General features: G+C 63.1%; 12 protein-coding genes. 3 read left to right on the top strand and 9 right to left on the bottom strand.

Translation table 11 applies throughout. The annotated features are described in order from the left end of the window. Positions 1–30: 30 nt before the first annotated feature. The 3 genes from GGR88_RS14710 to GGR88_RS14720 all read right to left on the bottom strand — a co-directional run bounded on the left by GGR88_RS14710 (position 31) and on the right by GGR88_RS14720 (position 6,229). Entirely contained in the window at positions 31–4,245 is a 4,215-nt protein-coding gene (locus tag GGR88_RS14710) for a strawberry notch family protein (RefSeq protein ID WP_062126477.1), read from the bottom strand. A gap of 58 nt (positions 4,246–4,303) precedes the next feature. Continuing rightward, a complete protein-coding gene (locus GGR88_RS14715; protein ID WP_010408880.1) occupies positions 4,304–5,143 on the bottom strand; it encodes a DUF7146 domain-containing protein in 840 nt (279 codons plus the stop codon). Between the two features lie 456 nt (positions 5,144–5,599). Further along, the gene (locus tag GGR88_RS14720) at positions 5,600–6,229 is read right to left on the bottom strand and encodes a ParA family protein (RefSeq protein WP_029623217.1); all 630 of its coding nucleotides are present in this window, start codon (positions 6,227–6,229) and stop codon (positions 5,600–5,602) included. A 561-nt stretch (positions 6,230–6,790) separates the two neighbouring features. Here GGR88_RS14720 and GGR88_RS15105 point away from each other — a divergent pair. Continuing rightward, positions 6,791–7,369, top strand: coding sequence for a lytic transglycosylase domain-containing protein (locus GGR88_RS15105; protein ID WP_079247005.1), 579 nt, complete (start codon positions 6,791–6,793; stop codon positions 7,367–7,369). Here the strand turns inward: GGR88_RS15105 and GGR88_RS14730 are convergent. The 3 genes from GGR88_RS14730 to GGR88_RS14740 all read right to left on the bottom strand — a co-directional run bounded on the left by GGR88_RS14730 (position 7,336) and on the right by GGR88_RS14740 (position 10,251). After that, positions 7,336–7,611, bottom strand: coding sequence for a hypothetical protein (locus tag GGR88_RS14730; RefSeq protein ID WP_010408871.1), 276 nt, complete (start codon positions 7,609–7,611; stop codon positions 7,336–7,338). The genes GGR88_RS15105 and GGR88_RS14730 overlap by 34 nt on opposite strands. A 336-nt stretch (positions 7,612–7,947) precedes the next feature. Further along, positions 7,948–8,859, bottom strand: coding sequence for a thiamine pyrophosphate-binding protein (locus GGR88_RS14735; RefSeq protein WP_231902858.1), 912 nt, complete (start codon positions 8,857–8,859; stop codon positions 7,948–7,950). A gap of 252 nt (positions 8,860–9,111) precedes the next feature. Further along, positions 9,112–10,251 carry a tyrosine-type recombinase/integrase gene (locus GGR88_RS14740; protein WP_010408866.1) on the bottom strand — a complete coding sequence of 380 codons (1,140 nt, stop codon included), beginning with the start codon at positions 10,249–10,251 and terminating at the stop codon, positions 9,112–9,114. Between the two features lie 116 nt (positions 10,252–10,367). On the opposite strand from GGR88_RS14740, the gene GGR88_RS14745 reads away from it, so the two are divergent. Both GGR88_RS14745 and tnpA read left to right on the top strand, forming a co-directional pair. Continuing rightward, a complete protein-coding gene (locus GGR88_RS14745) occupies positions 10,368–11,390 on the top strand; it encodes a hypothetical protein (protein WP_205499236.1) in 1,023 nt (340 codons plus the stop codon). A 1,575-nt stretch (positions 11,391–12,965) separates the two neighbouring features. Next, on the top strand, positions 12,966–13,385 hold the full coding sequence (tnpA, locus tag GGR88_RS14750; RefSeq protein ID WP_010408862.1) for an IS200/IS605 family transposase: 420 nt from the start codon (positions 12,966–12,968) through the stop codon (positions 13,383–13,385). A 363-nt stretch (positions 13,386–13,748) separates the two neighbouring features. Here tnpA and GGR88_RS14755 read toward each other — a convergent pair whose 3' ends face one another. The 3 genes from GGR88_RS14755 to GGR88_RS14765 all read right to left on the bottom strand — a co-directional run bounded on the left by GGR88_RS14755 (position 13,749) and on the right by GGR88_RS14765 (position 17,216). Continuing rightward, a complete protein-coding gene (locus GGR88_RS14755; protein ID WP_029623214.1) occupies positions 13,749–14,864 on the bottom strand; it encodes a replication initiator protein A in 1,116 nt (371 codons plus the stop codon). Between the two features lie 79 nt (positions 14,865–14,943). After that, positions 14,944–16,023: a ParB/RepB/Spo0J family partition protein gene (locus GGR88_RS14760; protein WP_010408848.1), complete on the bottom strand. Its 1,080-nt coding sequence runs from the start codon at positions 16,021–16,023 to the stop codon at positions 14,944–14,946. Beyond that, positions 16,020–17,216 carry an AAA family ATPase gene (locus GGR88_RS14765; protein WP_029623213.1) on the bottom strand — a complete coding sequence of 399 codons (1,197 nt, stop codon included), beginning with the start codon at positions 17,214–17,216 and terminating at the stop codon, positions 16,020–16,022. Before GGR88_RS14765 ends, GGR88_RS14760 begins: the two co-directional genes overlap by 4 nt. Positions 17,217–17,691 lie beyond the last annotated feature (475 nt).

The following is a 17,691-nucleotide window of genomic DNA, read 5'->3' on the forward strand; positions in this document are numbered from 1 at the left end:
CTTGCTGCTAGCTGGCTGTTATCGTGCCGGTCAGGCCATCAGCTTTGCGAGAACCGCATCGGCCGTCTCGACGGGGATGAAGACGCGCGTCTTGTAGGCGATGATCTCTGTGAAGCAGCCGATCGACTTGAGCCACGCGAGCTGGTCGGCCGGTGCGCCGCTGATCTCGATGCGCGGCTTGGCGTTGACGCGTACGCGCTTCACCTCGCACACGAACGGTCGCCGGATCGTGACCGTCCCGCCCTCCATCGCGGCGCGCGCGACCTCGGCCGGGCTGAGCACGTCGTTGCTGTCGAGGCCCATCTTCGAGAACAGCGCCGGCACGTCGCCCGGGAACACCATGCGCCCGAGCCAGGAGCGACCCTCGGCATCGACCACGCGGTTGACCACGAGATGGTCGCTCGGCAGCGCCGACCAGATCGGCAGCAGAAGGCCGGTCGCGAGCCGGATCGTCTCGACGTCGAGCTTGCCGCGGATCTCGTCGACCTCGGCCGACCATTCCGCCTCGAACCGTGCGCGGCTGCATTCCTCCCAGGCCGTCTCGTAGAGATCGTCGAGTGCGAGATATTCGTGCCGGGTCGGACGCATCAGTTCGATGCGCGACACCGCCACCCCGTCCTCGGTCAGCCAGGAGCGCGCGTTGGTGCGCAGCGCGACCTTGCCCGACTTGCCGTTGCGCACGAACACGGCGGTCTGGTCGGTATCGGCGATGCGCAGCACGCGCTCGAGCGACATGGGGTTGCGGCGCCGGGTCACCTCGATCGTCAGCAGGTGCGAGGTCGCCTTGCTGACCGGGTCGGTGCGCAGGATCGTATCGTCGAGCACGGTCGCGGTCTCGACCGTCATCGTCTCGACGCCGACATCGAGTGTCCCCGCCTCGCGCGCGGCCGCGACCCGTGCCTCGACCAGCGCCAGGAATTCGTCAAAGATGCAGTTCTGGAGCCCGATCGGCAGCGCCAGCAACCGGTTGAGCCAGCGCTGGATGGGCGGGAGATCCTCCTTCAACACGCCGTCGGTATCGAGCAGTTCCAGGCCGGTGCGATGCTGGAAATCGGTGAGGTTGGTGCTGGTCAGCTTCCCCGCGACGAGCAGGTGATACCAGCTGATGAGCGCCGCCTTGGCGTAGTCGCTTTCGAGATTATCGGCCGGGTCGAACAGATTCTGCCCCCCGGTCTGGCGCTGGCCGCGCGTCAGAGCGCCGAGGCTGTCTAGACGCCGCGCGATGGTCGAGGTGAACCTGAGTTCGCCCTTGCAGTCGGTCGTGACGGGCCGGAACAGGGGCGAGCAGGCCTGATGCGTGCGGTGGGTACGTCCCAGGCCCTGGATCGCGCGATCGGCCCTCCAGCCCGGCTCCAGGAGCAGATGCGCGCGTTGCTGCTGGTTCTTCGCATCGAGGCTGGCATGATAAGACCGCCCGGTCCCGCCGGCGTCGGAGAAGACCAGGATGCGCTTGGTGCCTTCCATGAAGGCGGCGGAATCGGCCTGCGTGGCGCGGGCCGAGCGCGATTCGAGCTTCTGCCCTCCCCCGCTCACCGTGATGAGGCGCTTGGTGCGCCCCGTCACCTCGGCGACCATCTCGGTGCCGAACCGGGTGATGATGGCATCGAGCACGGCCGCGATCGGCGGCAGCGCGCAAAGCTGCTCGACCAGATTGTCGCGCTCGGCTTCGGCTTCGGGGTTGGTGACCGGGTGGCCGCTCTCGTCGAACAGCGGTCGCGAGCGCACCTCGCCGGTGTCATCGCGGAAGAAGGTCATCTGCTGGACCGGGAATGCCCGCGTCAGATAGTCGATCACGGCCTCGCGCGGGGAGAGATCGATGTCGAGGTCGGCGCGCTCGTCGGGCGACAGTTCGCCCAGGCGGCGGTCGAGGATCGCCTCGGCGGTGCTGACCAGCTGCAGCACGACCGACTGATCGGCCGCCAGATGCTGTTCGATCGCCGCGATGACGGTCGGGAGCTTCGCTGACAGGAGGAGCGCCCCGAAGAACCGCTGCTTGCAGCTTTCGAACCGCGAGCGCGCCGCGGCCTTCGCGCCCGAGTTGAGCGTCTTGCCCTCGTTGCCGTCGACGACGCCGGTGAGTTCGAGCGCCTTTTCAAGGCCGCGATGGATGATCGCCCAGGCATCGGCATAGGTGTCGTACACCGCGATCTGTTCAGGCGTCAGCTCGTGGCGGAGGATGTCATATTCGACCCCGGCGAAGCTCAGCGCGCGCGCGGTGTAGAGGCCGGTCGCCTTGAGATCGCGCGCGACCAGTTCCATCGCCGCGATCCCGCCCTGCCGGATCTGGGTGATGAACGCCTCGCGGTTGGCGAAGGCGGTCTCCGGCCCCCACAGGCCGAGCCGCACGGCATAGGCGAGGTTGTTCACCTCCGACGCGCCGGTCGCCGAGGCGTAGAGCACGCGGGCGTCGGGCAGGTGGTTCTGCAGGAGAACGCCGGCGATGCCCTGCTGCGAGCCCTTCTTGGTGCCCATCGACCCTTCGCCACCCGCGACGCCGCCCATCTCATGCGCCTCGTCGAACGCGATGACGCCGTCGAAGTCGGCACCGGCCCAGGCGATGATTTGATCGAGCCGGGTGGCGTCGCCGCGGTTGGAGCGCAGCGTCGGATAGGTCACGAACAGGACGCCCTCGTCCATCGTGACGGGCTCGTCGATCTTCCAGCGCGAGAGCGGCTGCACGTCGGCCGCGAGACCGCCGAGCGCGGTCCAGTCGCGGATCGCGTCGGCATGGAGCGCCTCGTTCTTGCTGATCCAGATGTTCTTGCGACGACCCGCCAGCCAGTTGTCGAGGATGACGGCCGCGACCTGCCGCCCCTTCCCTGCCCCGGTGCCGTCGCCCAGGAAATAGCCCTTGCGGTACGCGCGTCCGTCGTCGGAGAGCACCAGCCCCACGCCCTCCTTGTCTGGCTTGCTCAGGCCCGGGATATACTGGGTCCAGGCATGGCCGGCGTAAACGACGGTCTCGAGCTGCGAGGAGGACAGGAGGCGTTCGGTGACGGTGCGTTCGGGCAGCGACGGAACATGGACGGGGATCGGCGCGGGGATCGAGCCCATCGCGATCGATTCCACCAGCGCGGTCGGATGCTCGCCGGCAGCGTCGAACACGATACGGCTCGGCCGATAGGGCAGATAGACGCCGGACTGCTCGGCGAGTGGCGCCGGCGTCTCGAGTACCTGGTAGCCGACCGGGAGAACCTCGTTCCTGGCGAGAGCGCGGAAGATGCGCGGGGTGGCAGCGGGCTTCGATCTCACGCTGCGCAGGAGGGACAGCCCCCCGCCCCGCTTGACCGGCGCCGGAGTGGCGGCCTCCGGGATCAGATCCTGCCGGGGCGGGATGACCAGCGCCTCGACCAGGTCGCTTACGGCGCCGCGCTGGAGCGTGACCGTCGTGGTATCACCCACCGTCTTGTCGATGACATAGAGTCGCACCGCGACTCCGGTGCCGTGCTTGCCATAGGCATGGGTCAGCCGGATCGAGGTGCGCAGCGCGACGCTCGCCAGCGTCGTCGACCAGATCGTGCCCATGCGCGCGGAGTTGAAGAACCAGTCGGGCATGATCGCGACGACGCGCCCGCCAGGCCGCACACGCTTGATCGCCGCCTGCAGGTGGCGGACCGCAGCGAGCGCGTCGGCACCGCGGCCGAGCGAGCGCGAGAAGGGCGGGTTCATCAGGATGAGGCTGGGGCGCTCCGCGGATGCCATGACGCTGGCGATCTGCGCGCCGTCGTGGCCGGTAACGCTGGCTTTCGGGAAGGTGGCCGACAGCCGCTCGCGGCGCGCGGGATCGATCTCGTTGAGCTGGAGCGCCGCGATCGGCGGGAGGCCCGCTACCAGGAGACCGTTGCCGGCGCTCGGTTCGAGTACGATGTCATCCGCGCGTGCGTTCGCGAGCATGACCGTGATCGTGGCGAGATCGAGCGGGGTCGAGAATTGCTGCCAGTCGATCTGCTCCTCGCTGCGCACGGTCTGGGTAGGAAGGCGCGCCATAAGCCCGATCGCGGCGTCGACCGCCGGCGTGGTGCCTGCTGCGCATACCGCCAGCGCGGTCGCATGCTCCAGCACCTCGAAGCTCTCGCGCTGGGTCCAGTGACCATCGGCGTCGGTGCCGCCATAGGCGCGGATCATCGCGTCGTTGAGCATCGCTCGGGTGATCTTCGCGTCGCCGGCGATCGCGGGGAGCAGCAGGCGGGCGGCAGCGGTGGCATGGTCGGCGCGCGCGGGCGCAGGGTCGAACAGGTCGGTCATGGGGGTCTCCGGGTCTGTGGCTGCTCGTGCAGCTCACGACCCCGACCCCCCTTCCCTCTCAGGCTCCGGGTTTCACGACGTCGGCCCAGTCGCCATAACGTGAGGGTGGCGGCATCCGCTTCAGCGTCAGCCCGCGCGGCCGATAGGCGGCCCACGCCTTGCGTCGTGCGCGTCGGCCCTCGAAGTCATTGTCCTCGGCGAAGATCAGCGTGGTGACGCTATCGGGGATGTGGACACGGTCGAGCCGCGCCGCGCCGAGCGTCGCCCAGCACGGGATGCCGTGGATCTGGGTGAAGGCGGCCGAGGTCTCGAACCCCTCACCAAGCGCCAATGTGTCGGTGACGCGCATGCCCTGCCAGGTCGCACCTCCCGGCGTGCCGAGCGTCGCCTTGTCGAGATAGCCGCCATGCGCGAGGTCGAGGAAGATGCGCTGAATCGAGCGCAGCGTGCGCCCCTCCCGCGCCGCGATCAGCAGCGCCGGGAGGAACCGGGTATGCGGTTTCGGTCCCCACGGACAGCGCGGGTGGTAGCTCAGGTCGTCGAAGGCGCCGGTGATGCCGCGAAAGCGGAGATAGGCTTCCGCGGGCGTTCCGGCGATCGGCAACCCCTCGTTCCACAGCCGTTCGATGTTGGCGGGTCTGCCGGTGCGCTGTTCAGCGGGTGGGTCGTAGGTGCGTCCGGGTCTGATGCGCGCGATCTCGCGGAGCACGTCCTCGGCGGTGCAGCCGGCGAAGCAGTGAACGAGGATGCCGTCATGGCCCTGCCGGATCGAGAGGCTGGGATCGCTGTCGGCGTGGGCCGGGCAACGGCACATGGCGTTGTAGCCGTGCCAGGTGCCGCCGAGGGCGCCGACGATGTCCACGATGGTCTGGGTGGGTTTCAGCGCAACGAGGGGCATGACCGATCCTTTCTCGCTGCCTCTGACCCCCTTCTCTCCCTTCCTAGGTGACTCAGTAGCTGCTGGCTAGCAGCTAGCGGAAGATCCCCGTGTTAGCAGTTAGACCTCCGCTATCTAGCGTTGAGATGGCTGGTATCTAGCGGCTAGCTACCTTTGAGCTAGCAGTTTCTCATAAGCGTCGAGTGCCTTCTCGAGCACTTCTGTAAGAAGCAGACCCTCACGTTGAGCTATTTCGCGGATTCGATTGTCCCATTCGGGTGTGACCCTAGTCGCAAATTGTTGAGTGCGGTTAGTCTTGCGCGAACTGCGGGCATCAATGCGGGTTGCGGTTATCAGCGGTGCAGCCGGAGGGGCGGGGGCTACTTCGGGTGCATCCAAATTCTGGCTCGCCTCACTGATTGGTGGGGGTGAACCCAATCGAGTAGCCTTCTTTAGCTTCGAGATATCGGCCATCATTCACCCCGCTACTTTGTCGATTAGGGATTGGATCAGAGTATCAGCACGCTGGTTAAGGCCGGAGAATTTGGTTTCGGTAATTGACAGGCCTTGGTTCTGCGCTTGCCGGTATGCTGGTCGTTCCACGATCGAACCGTCGAGGACATTATACCCAGCTTCGGTCAAATACGCCCGCGCGTCATTTTCTTCAGCCGAAGTTCCAATGCGGTTGAGCGCAAAAACGAGCCGTCCAGTCGGGATACCCTCCTTAACAAGGGCATGGTATTCGCGGACGGCAGGCCTGAGATCGTCCAAGGATGCGCCGGTGGGTTGAACCACGAGTGACGATGACCGTGCAATTTCAAGTGTAGCTTTGCTGGTCCGAGCGGGGCCGTCGATGATAAGCAGATCGAAGCCGTCTGCAGCGGCCAGGGCCTGAGACGCGGTTTTGAATGCCTCAACCGACACAATCGGCTCGATGGAGATGCCAAGGCGTGCTCGGTGCCAATCGACCGAAGTGCCCTGTTGAGTATCGAGATCGGCGATTTTAACCCGCAGTTCGCCTGCCGCCGCCTCGCGAGCAAGGGCTCTTGCCAAGGTGCTTTTTCCTACACCGCCTTTTTGTGAGACGAATGCTACGACAGCAGCCATGACCGATCCTGTGATAGTTCGAACAACTGGATAGCTAGCCGCTCTCTAGCAGTTTGGCAACCGCTACCTATGTGATAGCTAGCTGATACCCAACCAGCAGATATCTGTGAGCTAGCTGCTACCCACGGGGGTTTGCCTGACCTAGTCTGGATCAAGCACTGGGAGATAGTGGAATTTTTTTCCACGTTGTGCGGTTGATCGAAACATGATGTTCAATGATCGATGAACACGCGATCGAACTCGAGCTTATGCGTAGTGGGTAGTGTTATGGCACTGCTATGGGCGCAAACATCGGCAGCTAAGCAGGCCGAGGTAATGACATTTGATGGGCAGGCAGTTGAAGCCGTCATCGATGTGGGCCCGAGAATGCGGGGTATGCCAACAGACGGAACGCCGCCAGTACCAAGCATGGAAGCCGTTTTAGGCAATGACTTCAGATCATTCGGCAGCCCCGTAATGGAACCCCAAGAGGAGGCAATAAGCACGTCGCATATATCGGTGCCCCTTTGGATGCAGACTGGCCAGGTTTCGGGGGGAGCTGGCCGGGCAGCGATGTCCGATATGGCAAGTTATCTCTACACCCCACAGGCTTGCTCAATCACACCCTACCGTCCACGCGGCGATTTTCCAGGCTGGCTCGAAGCTCGGCGGGCTCAATATTACCCCTTGATCCAGGCCGTGGCGTGCGAAGCTGGTGTGCCAGTCGGGCTTTTCGATGCACTGGTGGCCCAGGAAAGCCGCTATGACCCATTGATCGTATCACCGAAGGGCGCCGTTGGCCTTACCCAATTGATGCCCGGTACAGCGCGTGGACTTGGGGTTTTCAATTCGAGAGATCCGTTGTCGAACCTGAGGGGAGGGGCCAGATACCTCCGCGCGCATCTGGATGAGTTCAAGCGGGTCGATCTAGCCTTGGCCGCGTACAATGCAGGTCCAGGACGCGTTCGATCGATGCGCCGTATTCCGCCGTTTCGCGAGACGATGGACTATGTCGCAGCGATCACTCGAGGGTGGAGCACCGGATCGTTCAGGACAGCATCGATTCAGACCGCCGGTTTGGCAGTGGGTCGACAGGAATTCCGGGGCAGGGGGGTCCAGTTACTCGCTTACACATCTACAAGAGTATCGAACCCGAGGTAGTGCGCGTAATAGATCGCAATTCCGAGGATCGCCGGCGCGCCGAGCAGATAGTTGATCTGCCAACGTATCCACAACCGGGGTGCAACGAGTACCTTATCGAGGACGGTCGCAGTTGGGAGTTTCCTAGTTCCCAGACGATAATCGTAGGCGGTCTTTATCATCGCGAGGACAGCGCACAGCGCCACCATGACGCCGACCGCGGCATAGAGTGAAAGCCAGGCCTGAAGTGTCGCTTGGGGCATGCCGACCACCTAGCAGCAAGATGCTGACGGTCCATTAACCGCTGAATCGCGCATTAGTTACCAGGTGGGCTGCGTTTTCAATCGCAAGTTGGTGCTCAGCATGGCGCTACGGTCGCGATGACGCACGAAAAACGGCTGCACCGGGCACAAAGGCGGCAATTTCAGCGCAACGGTAAACGCTTGCTCCCCTCGGGAGCATCGCGACGCGAAGCGGCGCGTCCAACCTTGCCGCTTGGTCTTGCCGTTTGTGGTTTGTGCGGTCCGGTCGGTTGGGACTGTACTCGCCGTCAGGCGTTAGGGCGTTGGCCGACTAGGCCAACTCCATTCGTTCTCAGATCATATGAATCTAGGAGCGGTTGACCATTTTTTTGAGACTCTTGCTTCTCGATAGCGATGGCAAGGCTGTCCAGCACTTGTCGCAAGCCGGCGTCTTCGATCTCCTCGGCGACAACCTGGCGCGGGGAGCGCCAGAGGCGCATCACCTCGATCTGCTCGATCAGGCAGGACATCCTTGCCGAGCAACGCTTTGGCGACGCCGGCGCCAAGCAGGTCGGCGACCTCGGTCACCACGGCCGACGCGCCGCGGGCTCCCGCCCCAATCAGGATAGCGACCTTGGCGCCTGCATTCAGTACCTCCGCAGCGCGCGCGAGATCGGCGGGCTGCGGGACGACGATCGGATGTGCATAGCCGGTGCCCGAGCGGGTGAAGACGTGCGCCTGGCCCGGCTCCTCATATTTCGTATCCTGTATGTCCTTGGGCAGCACGATGGTTGAGACCGCGTTGCCCGCGACCGCGATCCGGATCGCGCGATCGGTCACATGGCGGACCTGCGCCGGCGCGCTCGCCTCCTGCACATAGGCGGCGACGTCGGCAAACAGTCGGTCGAGATTGAGCTCCTGCTGATAGCTTGCACCGCGCACGGTGCTCTCGGCCTGGCCCGCGATCGCGAGGACCGGGACATGGTCGAGCTTGGCGTCATAGAGCCCGGTGATCAGGTGGGTCGCGCCCGGACCGCCGGTCGACAGGCAGACGCCGAGCTCGCCGGTGAATTTCGCATGCGCCGTCGCCATGAAGGCCGCCATCTCCTCGTGGCGGACCTGGATGAACTCGATGCCCGAGCCTTCCTTCTCGGCGCGCTGGAGCGCCCCCAGCACGCCATTGATGCCATCGCCAGAATAGCCGTAGATTCGGCTCACGCCCCAATCCTTGAGGCGCTGGACGAAGAAATCGCTCGACATGCGGGCCATGCCGCCCTCCACTTTGGGATTTGGTTTCGAGCCGGAGAGGTTCAGTCACGCATGCTCGCGCTGACGAGAAGAACGTCGCAGTGCGCACAGGCGTTCCCGCCGGTCGGCGGCTTCGCCCCCATCGGTGCGCGCTAGGGCCGGCCCGACGGCGAGCTCGCTTCTTCGGTCGTTGAGGCATGTCGGTGTCGCTCACTGCCCAACCGCGCCAGGTCATCGGTTTGCGACTGTCCAAACGCGGACAGCTAAAACCTGTCATTCACCGCCGAAACGCTTCGCGAGACGCGCACTCGCTCCGCTCTTGGCCGCCAGCTTCGCGCCATAGCGCATGACCGTCTTGGGATCGCGCCAGCGATAGGCCTGCATGATGGCGGGCAGGCTCTCTCCTGCCGCAAAATTGTCTTGCGCCACGCCAACCCGGATCGAATGGCTCGACACGGCCGCGACCCAGCGCTCGAGCTCGGCCTCGCTCATCGCCCCCAGCAGTTTCTTGTCGAATGCCTGGCGGATCAACCGCTTGTAGATGAGCGTGATCGTGCCGGGGTTGAGCGCCTCCTCTCCCACACCGCGGATCGAGCCATCGAACCAGGTTTCGACGCGCCGGAACAGGGCCCCGCGCGCAATCCCGGCCTTGTCGCACCATTCAGCGATCGCGCGCATGGTCGCGGGCGAGAGATAGGCGAGAGCCCCCTGCCCTTCCTGATCGGTCTTGCTGCGGCCGATCTCGACCACCCCTGCCCCGTCGACGTCGGGCCCGTCGATATGCTCGATACGCATCGCCGCGAGTTCGGAGCGCCGGCAGCCGGTATCATAGTTGACCTGCAGTAGCGCGCGATCGCGCGCGCCCAGGAGATCGCGGCGCGTGGCCTTGAGGAGGACCGCGAGGCTCACGCCGCTCGCCGGCGCGTCGAGATCGCTGACATCGCCCTTGTAGCGGATACCCCGCGCCTGCGTCTGGCGGGTGCCGAGAAGCTTGCGCGCCGCCTTGTGCTCGAGCTGCACGAGCGGGGCTGCGGTCGGATCGTCCAGCCCCGCCATGCGATAGGCCCAGCCGATATTGACGAGATAGCGCGCGATCGTCGCGGCCGCCCTCTGCGGCGTCGCCCGCGTCGCCTCATCATGATCCTGACCCGACAGCGCGCGGACATAGGCCGCGACGGTCTCGGCGGTCGCCTCCCCTGCCCGCACTCGGGTGCGCCGGCACCAAGCATCCCAGAGCTTCATGTCGGAAAGGAACGCGCGGATCGTGTTCGGCGACCAGGCCCGCGCCGCGGCCGCGATGACCTGCGGATCGACCGCCGCCTTGTCGATAGCCAGCGCGCGGACCTCGCCCACGACGTCGTCGGCGCCGGCGGGCGGCGTGCTTTGCCTGCGGGTGAGGGCCGTTTTCGCCATGACGGCGAGACATAGCCCGGTCCTTCTCATAATAATAGGGTCGTGATAATCTCCCATTATCACGACTACGCATACGAGCCAATTTGACTGAGAGCAGCTCTGGGTTAAAAGACGGCGTGGACGCGCCTCTCTCGAACAGCCGCTACGGCCCCGCCTACAGCGCGAAGATGGTCTCCGCGATCGCCTCCTGCACGGCCGCCATTACGCGTCTCGATGCCCGGTTTTGCGTTAGTTCGGTGGCATCGGCCTGGGCACGCCGCGCCGCCTGGAGTGGCTACACCCGGGCCCTGCAACTGCAATCGGCCGAGATCGACGAAATTGACGTATTTTCCTGGGGCTGCGGGCTGCAAATCCCCGGCCGGCCGCTGCGGTCGACCAACCTCGACCTGTTCGATCGCTTTCCCGCCTGGGAAGCGGCGCTGCGCGATCCCGACCCCCTCGCCTGGCGCGACGCGCTCCCGACCGCGATCGGCGAGATCGAGATAGCCGCGGACCATTCGCCGCTGATCCGCGCGCTCGATCGGGTCCGCCAGCATGCGCGTCTCGACAGCACCGCCCTGCCCTGGCTCTCGCTGCCCTTCGCTCTGCGCGACAAGGGGATGGTGACCACTCCCCTGCCCTGCCTCGTGGGCGGCGTGAAGGCGTTTAGGCTGAAGCGAACTGTCGGAGACGAGGACTGGTATGCGGCCATGCGCAGCCTTGAGGCAAGCGCCACCGCAAACCTCGCACGGTTGCACGAGCTGGAAAAGCTCCATCGCGCGGCCCAGCATGCGATCGTCGCGGAATATCGACCTGGCCACCTCCCGGGGCTCGCGGCCCTCCTCCATCACCGGCCACTGCTCTCGCCTCAGTCGCTGGCGGAGCTGCTCAGCATGAGCGTTGCCGGCGCGAGCAAACTGCTGGGCCGTGCCGTCGACTGCGGCTTGCTCGTGGAGATCACCCAGCGGCGGACCTGGCGCGTGTTCCTGAGCACGGACCTTGCCATCGAGTTTGGCTTTGCAGCGCCCAAGCGTGGACGGCCGCGCAACGTGGTCCCTCCCCCGCCAGCGAGCCGCGAGCTGTCGGAGGTCTTCGATGCCTTCGATCGCGAGATGGAGAACATCGACAAGCTTCTCCAGCATCGCGCCGAGAGTTTGTGAACGACAGTCCGCAGGAGGATCTTTCGCTTGCCGCCCGGTCTGATGAACCGGTCTATCAACCGGAGCATCCTTCTGTCGAACGATTGGAATGTCGTCGGCTGGCCGGGGCCTCTCTACCGAGGTGCGCCGGCAAACCTTTCACCAAAGGGGTAGCTGCCTCCCCTCCCCTGTTCGCAATTCATAGCGCTGGATGCAGCAAGAACTGATTTGCCGGCGAGCGCGGTCTCGTTCCCCTTGTCCCAGTGGTGAAACACGAGCTCTGCAGTCGGCGGCTATCGTCTATCGATAGTTGAAGGCGGTAGCTGCAATGTCCAGTCCACGGGTTCTCTGACCCACAACGGCATGCTTCTCGTGATCAGGCTTGGCAGGAAGGCCCCACAGCGGCCTTCTGGGCGCTTTGCTTGCCGTGGGGATAGCCGAGAGCGGAAACACGCTGTGCGGGCTGCTGGCGGCGCTCAGTGCAGGTCGGACTTCGTTCGGGTCTTGGAAAATGGCTCCTGTCACGGTGCCCTCGGCGACCTGAGCGTAGTGAGGTGCTCCGCGATGGCTGGCTTGCAAGGAGTCTAGGCGCCGCGATAATCGACGTCGATCTGCGGTCGGGTGTGTGAGGCGACGCACGCGACGGAGCTTTTTGGGTGGACGACGTGCTTAGTGCGCGGCGATCGTCCCTTCCCCTTCTTCCCAATCAATTCTTCAAAAGAAGGGAGCGCCGCAGGCGTGTTAATCTCTTTAGAGAATAGGATAAAAAGTTAAGCTGTGGATGGATCTTTCGCGACTCGCCGATTCAGCGCGAGTCGGGAGTTCAGCGCCGTTCCCATTATACCGTTTGGCCGTTCCTGAAATACCCTGCGGGGCGTTCCCATTGAACCGTGATTCGGTTCCTCATGTACCGTGCCCCGTTCCTGAAATACCGTGGGCACGGCGCGGGCCACAGGACGTCTCCAAGGGAGTAAAACGCGTTTTACTCGTCCGCAAAGTGGCTGTTTTCCGAGCCTTTCAGGCATGTTACACCCGGCAGCGCTCGTTGTCGAACTATAGGCGTCAGGCGAGGCCGCCCTGTGTTCGGAGGAGTCGAGCGGCATTTCCGCGGCCCTCCCGAGTCCTTGGGCGAATCATTGACGGTCTTTTAGGAACGGGACCCTGCGGAACTGACCTAAAACGGCGATGATCTCGACGTTTTGTTGCCTTGAGCGCATCCCGCTCGGCTGCCTGGACCGCGAAGTTTCGAGGTTTCTCGGGAGCCGGCCAGTGATCTCGACGGTACATTGAGAACGGGGCTTGGCCAGGCGATGGGCGCCGATTGTGGATGTCTAGCGCTCCCGGAGGCGTTTGCAGTCGAAGCATTCACGGTATTTCAGGAACGGCATCGAAGCAGCGAGGATGACTCCCCCTCCCCTCCCCAGCCTCTTTGGAGCGTCGACAGTTTGACCTTTAGAGTCCTCTAGCAAGGAGGAACCCCTCCGACTTCAGTCGGATACTGGCTTCAGCCACAGACTCGCGTGCTAGCCTGTAACCTCGGGAAAAGCGGAAGCCGCCGAAGGCGTGAAGCTTCCGCTTTTCCCGAGGTTACAGGCTATGGCGTATCGGTCCGGTTGTCACACCACATTCCATCATCGCTACCATCTCGTTTGGGCGCCGAAGTATCGGTACAAGGTGCTGATCGGCGATGTTCGGCTACGGGTGCGCGAGATCATCCGTCAGGTCTGTGCCGAGATGGGCGTGAAGATCATCAACGGCGCGCTGTCGAAGGACCACGTACACATGTTCGTCGAAATCCCGCCGCACGTCTCGGTCAGCGACTTCGTGCGCCGGGCCAAGGGGCGCTCATCCCGCAAGATCCAACAGGAATTCGAGCACATCCGCAAACGATATTGGGGCCAACGCTTCTGGCAGCGCGGCTACTTCTCGACCACATCCGGCAACATCACCGATGACATCATCATGCGTTACCTCGACCGACATACCCACAAGGACGGCTTCAGCCCCACCGCTTGATCCTACCGGCGTCAGCCGGTCAGTGATTCAGCTATCAGATCCGGGCAATCTGATCACAAATCCCACCCTATAAGCGCCGTTCTCTAAGTACCGTGACGGCTGCCTGGAGAGGTGGAACGGGCGATCCTCCCGCTGGCGCAGCTGTGCCCGGCAAAGCTCATCCGAGAAGAAGGCTGGCAAAGGATCGCGCGTGGTTGGATCTTCGCAGCCCACGCACATTTGATGGGGCGCCATACAGACGGGTCCGGGGCCCGGCTCGTTACTTCGGGAACGGTCCACACGGATAAGTTGACGTGCGCGCGCGAGCCATTCTCGACCCTGTTCCTGAAAGACCGTTTTGGCGGATTGCGCCTACGGCGTCGATCAGTTGACCGGACGCTGCTTCGCGCAAAAGGTCGCGAATATCTGTGTGATGTTCTTCGCGTCGAACGCTATCTCGCGCTGCCGGAGGAAGTTCCGGAAATCGTCTCCAACGAGACCGTGGTCGCGTTGGGGGCTGGGCAGGTTGGCGCGGGCGATCGCACCGAATGCCGAATGCGAGATATGCCCGCTCGAGGGGAAGGAGATAGCCGGTTCCTCGGGCGCCTTTTCCTTGACGGCCGCAGGCGAGGCTTGGGCGAGGGCAGGGGAGGGCTTGCCCTCCTCGGACGGCTCGCGATCGCGCCTGGTCATGCGCAGCAGCGGTTCGGCATCGTCACGCTGTTCGATGTCCAGGGAGTAGCCTGGCAGATCGTTCTCCCGAGCGATCTTGGTCATCTCGAACTTGAAGCGCCGATAATCGCCTTCCGCGCCGGATTTCTCGAAGAGCGTTGGCATCGAGATGGCGAAACCGTCGCTTCCGGCCCCACCCGCATGTTTGCGCGCGACCCGATAGAGCCAGCGTTCGCGCCCGCCTGTGAGCGAGAAATAAGCCGGATCGATGGCGAGCACGCCGCCGTCCATCAACACCCCGTCGTAGAACCATTTCGCGAGGGTAATTCTCATTCCCCGCACGTTTCCGGACCGATCCTTAAGCTGGCTGTGACTGTCGATCCAGGAGAAGGTGGTCTCGACGGCATCTCCTGAGCGGATGTTCGTCTTCACCGTGGTCGATTGGAGCCTGTCGAGGGCATTGCCCAGAAGATCGTAAGCGCGTCCACCAACCTCGCGCTTCAGAGTCTTCAGCATGTCGTATGGGACGACGTGGAGCGTCTGCGGGATGTCGTTGGCACCTCGCCGCTTGTGCTCGATCAAAACTGACGCGCAGTAAATCAGTATGTCGAGGTCGTAGATAGTCGCCAGACCATATTCCGAATTAGCGGAGACATGGACGGTGATCTTACGATCCGGACTGACATAGTCGATCGGCTTGAGTCGCTTGCGCTTCGACAGCGAGAAAAAGGGCCGCTCCATCGTTTCGCGCTGATCCCGAAGAGGAAGCGCAGTCAGCTGAGGGAGAAAGAGGTCTACTTGACCGTCTTCGCGGTGATCCTGTTGCATCTCGTGTCCCGTGGCATCGGTAAAACGCATTTTACCGGGAGCCAACTAATTGAAAATAAAGCGTTAAACTAGATTTTACTCAATTTCGACTGAACTTCGCACTCTCAAGGGCAGGGCGGAGCGCTTCGAGGATCTCGTCGACCGACGCTGTGCCCTTGGGGTTGATGTTGATCGTAATTCCCTTGGCCCGTGTATCAGCAAGAACCTGTCCGATCTCGCGACCCGAGGCGGCGGTGAGGGCCGGCTTGGCACGGGGTACAGGCTTCTTCGACGCCGCGGGAGCCACTGCGGCTGCGGCCAGGCGCTCACAGACCTTGATACCCTCAATCTTGTCGCTTCCAGCGTCCTTCAGCGCCTGTTGCTCGGCACCGAGGGCTATAGCTGCGGCGATGATCGCGTCGCGGTGCTGTTCGTTCTTCAGCAGGGGCGAGAGCCGCATGCCGTGTCGGACCTTGAGGTCTCCGGGCTCGGCGAACGCTGCCACGACCTCGTCCGGCAACTCCGCGAGCTGGAGGAGGTTGTGGAGGTTCTGCTTGGCGATGGCCAAGCGATCGGCCATCTGCGTGCGAACCCCGTTGTAATATGCGTCGACAGCGTGCCTGTAATTGCGCGCACGCTCCAAATCGGTGACGTCCTCGCGCTCTCGATTTTCCAAATCGGCGAGCCGGAAAGCGGCCTCGTCATCGAGCGTCTCGATACGCGCTACGAGCTCGATTTCGCTATGGTTGTTGGCATTCAGCCAGGAAACCGAGAAATGCCGGCGGGTGCCGACGATCAACTCGTAGGGGGTCTCGGCGTTCGGCGTCCGCCGCACCACAACCGGCTCGCGGTTCGTCCCCTCCTCGCGGATGGAATCAATGAGCGAGGCACAGCGTTCGTGGCTCAGCGCCGCATGATCGCGAGCATTGCCCGGCCAGATGGAGCATTCCGAGGGCTTCAGACGGATAGTCGGACGTTTGACCGTGCGGGCGATTTCATCGAACGCAATACCACGCCGCTCCAGGAATGAGGGCGTCGAAGGTTCGTCGACCGGCTTATCGCGATCGACCAGCGCCTCGGCATCCGCGACTTCGGCCACGGACGTGGGGGCAGGGGTCGTGCCGATGCTTTCGATGGCATTCGCCAGTAGGCTGCGACGCCGGCCCCCTGCGCTGCTCATGCCGCCTCCGTCAGTCTGTCGGTGCCGACCTGCGCCATACGCGACGGCCACTGCTTGCAAATATCCTTTTCGATCTCGCGAAACACCATGTTGAGGTTGTCACGGCACCGCGTGTACGTCTGGTGCGACCCATATGGTTTGTTGATTTCGTAGATCGACGACATCGACAACCCGGCATTCTTGATCTCTTCCGACAGGAGTATCGGCGTCGACAGCATCTGGCCAGCGTAGGTCTTCTCCATGACCTGAAGCATTTGAGCCTCGTTGGTCCTGTTGGGCTGGAACATGGTGCAGACGACGCGAATGAACCCGTAGTCGATCGAAGTGTCGAACTTCGAGACGAGGTCCATCGCTTCGCGACAGGTCTGCATGAAGTGGATTGTCGAAAGATAATCGAGTTGCCGAGCCGGCACGGGGATCAGCAAGCCGTCCGCGGCCGTCAACGTGTTCACGCCCAAAAAGCCCATGGCAGGGGGAGGATCGAGGATAACGACGTCATAGTCGTGCCGGACCTCTTCCAGGCCAATTCTCAGCATGCGGAACGCGCCGGCAATGGCGGTAGGGCCCTCCTCGATGGTTGCTGTCAGTTCCCACTCGGTGTCCTGGAGGCCCAGGTTGGCGGGGCAGATATCGATATTCGGCCACGCGGTCTTTTGGATCGTCTTTCGCAGCGAATCGGCTTCGTCGATTCTGGGGGAGAGGAAGTTCGAGAGCGTGTGCGTCTCGTCCACCAATGCCTCTAGATTGACGTCGAACATAACACTCATCGACGCCTGGGGATCGCAATCGACAACAAGAACGCGATATCCCCGCAGCGCGAGGTAATCTGCAAGATGCTTGCCCGTCGTCGATTTGCTGACGCCGCCCTTGAAGTTCTGCACGGCGATGACGACCGCGCGCTCGGAGGGCAATTTACCCATCTTGATGCCGAGCTTCTCGCGAATGGCGATCAAATCTTCGACCGTGTAGAATCGGCGTCCGTTGGTGGCCGTCTTGGGGGCGGGCAAGCGTCCGCGCGCCTCAGCCTTGGAAAGCGCTTCCGGCGTTCGGCCGAGCAATTCAGCGGCGACTGTCGCCCCCATTGAAATGTTCAGCGTTTTGCGATCGGATGGATCAATGGCCGCCTGTCGCAGCACGGTCTTGGCATTCTCGCACGAGGTAATCATCGCATCGAGAATCTGACCCGACAGCATGGGCATGTCCCCTTTTTGAACCCAAACCGGCCACGGTTCGTGAAAAGCACCGCATAATGGCCCCTAATCCCGGACAGATATGCCAAATGCAGGGTGGTTAGTCAAATAGGGTGACCTGACCCGGCGTGCGCAGGGACAAGCCCTCTTATTGCCCCCGAGTCCCGGACCATCCGCGTGTGTATCATTTCGCCTATAAACCCGGACGAAAATCAAGATGAGTCACTCGCCAGCACGCGCCGCTTGAGGACTTATCCTCAAGTCTTGTCCGACTTCGAAGCTCAGACAACGGGCATTCACAGCAACGCGAATCATCTCAAAGATGATTGGCGGGCACAGCGTCAGAGATGGAACCTCTCAGTCCACGGCGATTCGGCTCGAGCCTGTGGATCGGCGTGGAAAAGGGACCCCGGTAGCGGGGTGATCGGCGTCGAAAAGGGACCCCTCATCCCGGTGGTCTAGGCTGTTCGCTTGGCGG

Origin of the sequence: Sphingomonas jejuensis (assembly GCF_011927695.1) — a bacterium.
Classification (GTDB): Bacteria; Pseudomonadota; Alphaproteobacteria; order Sphingomonadales; family Sphingomonadaceae; genus Sphingomonas_K; species Sphingomonas_K jejuensis.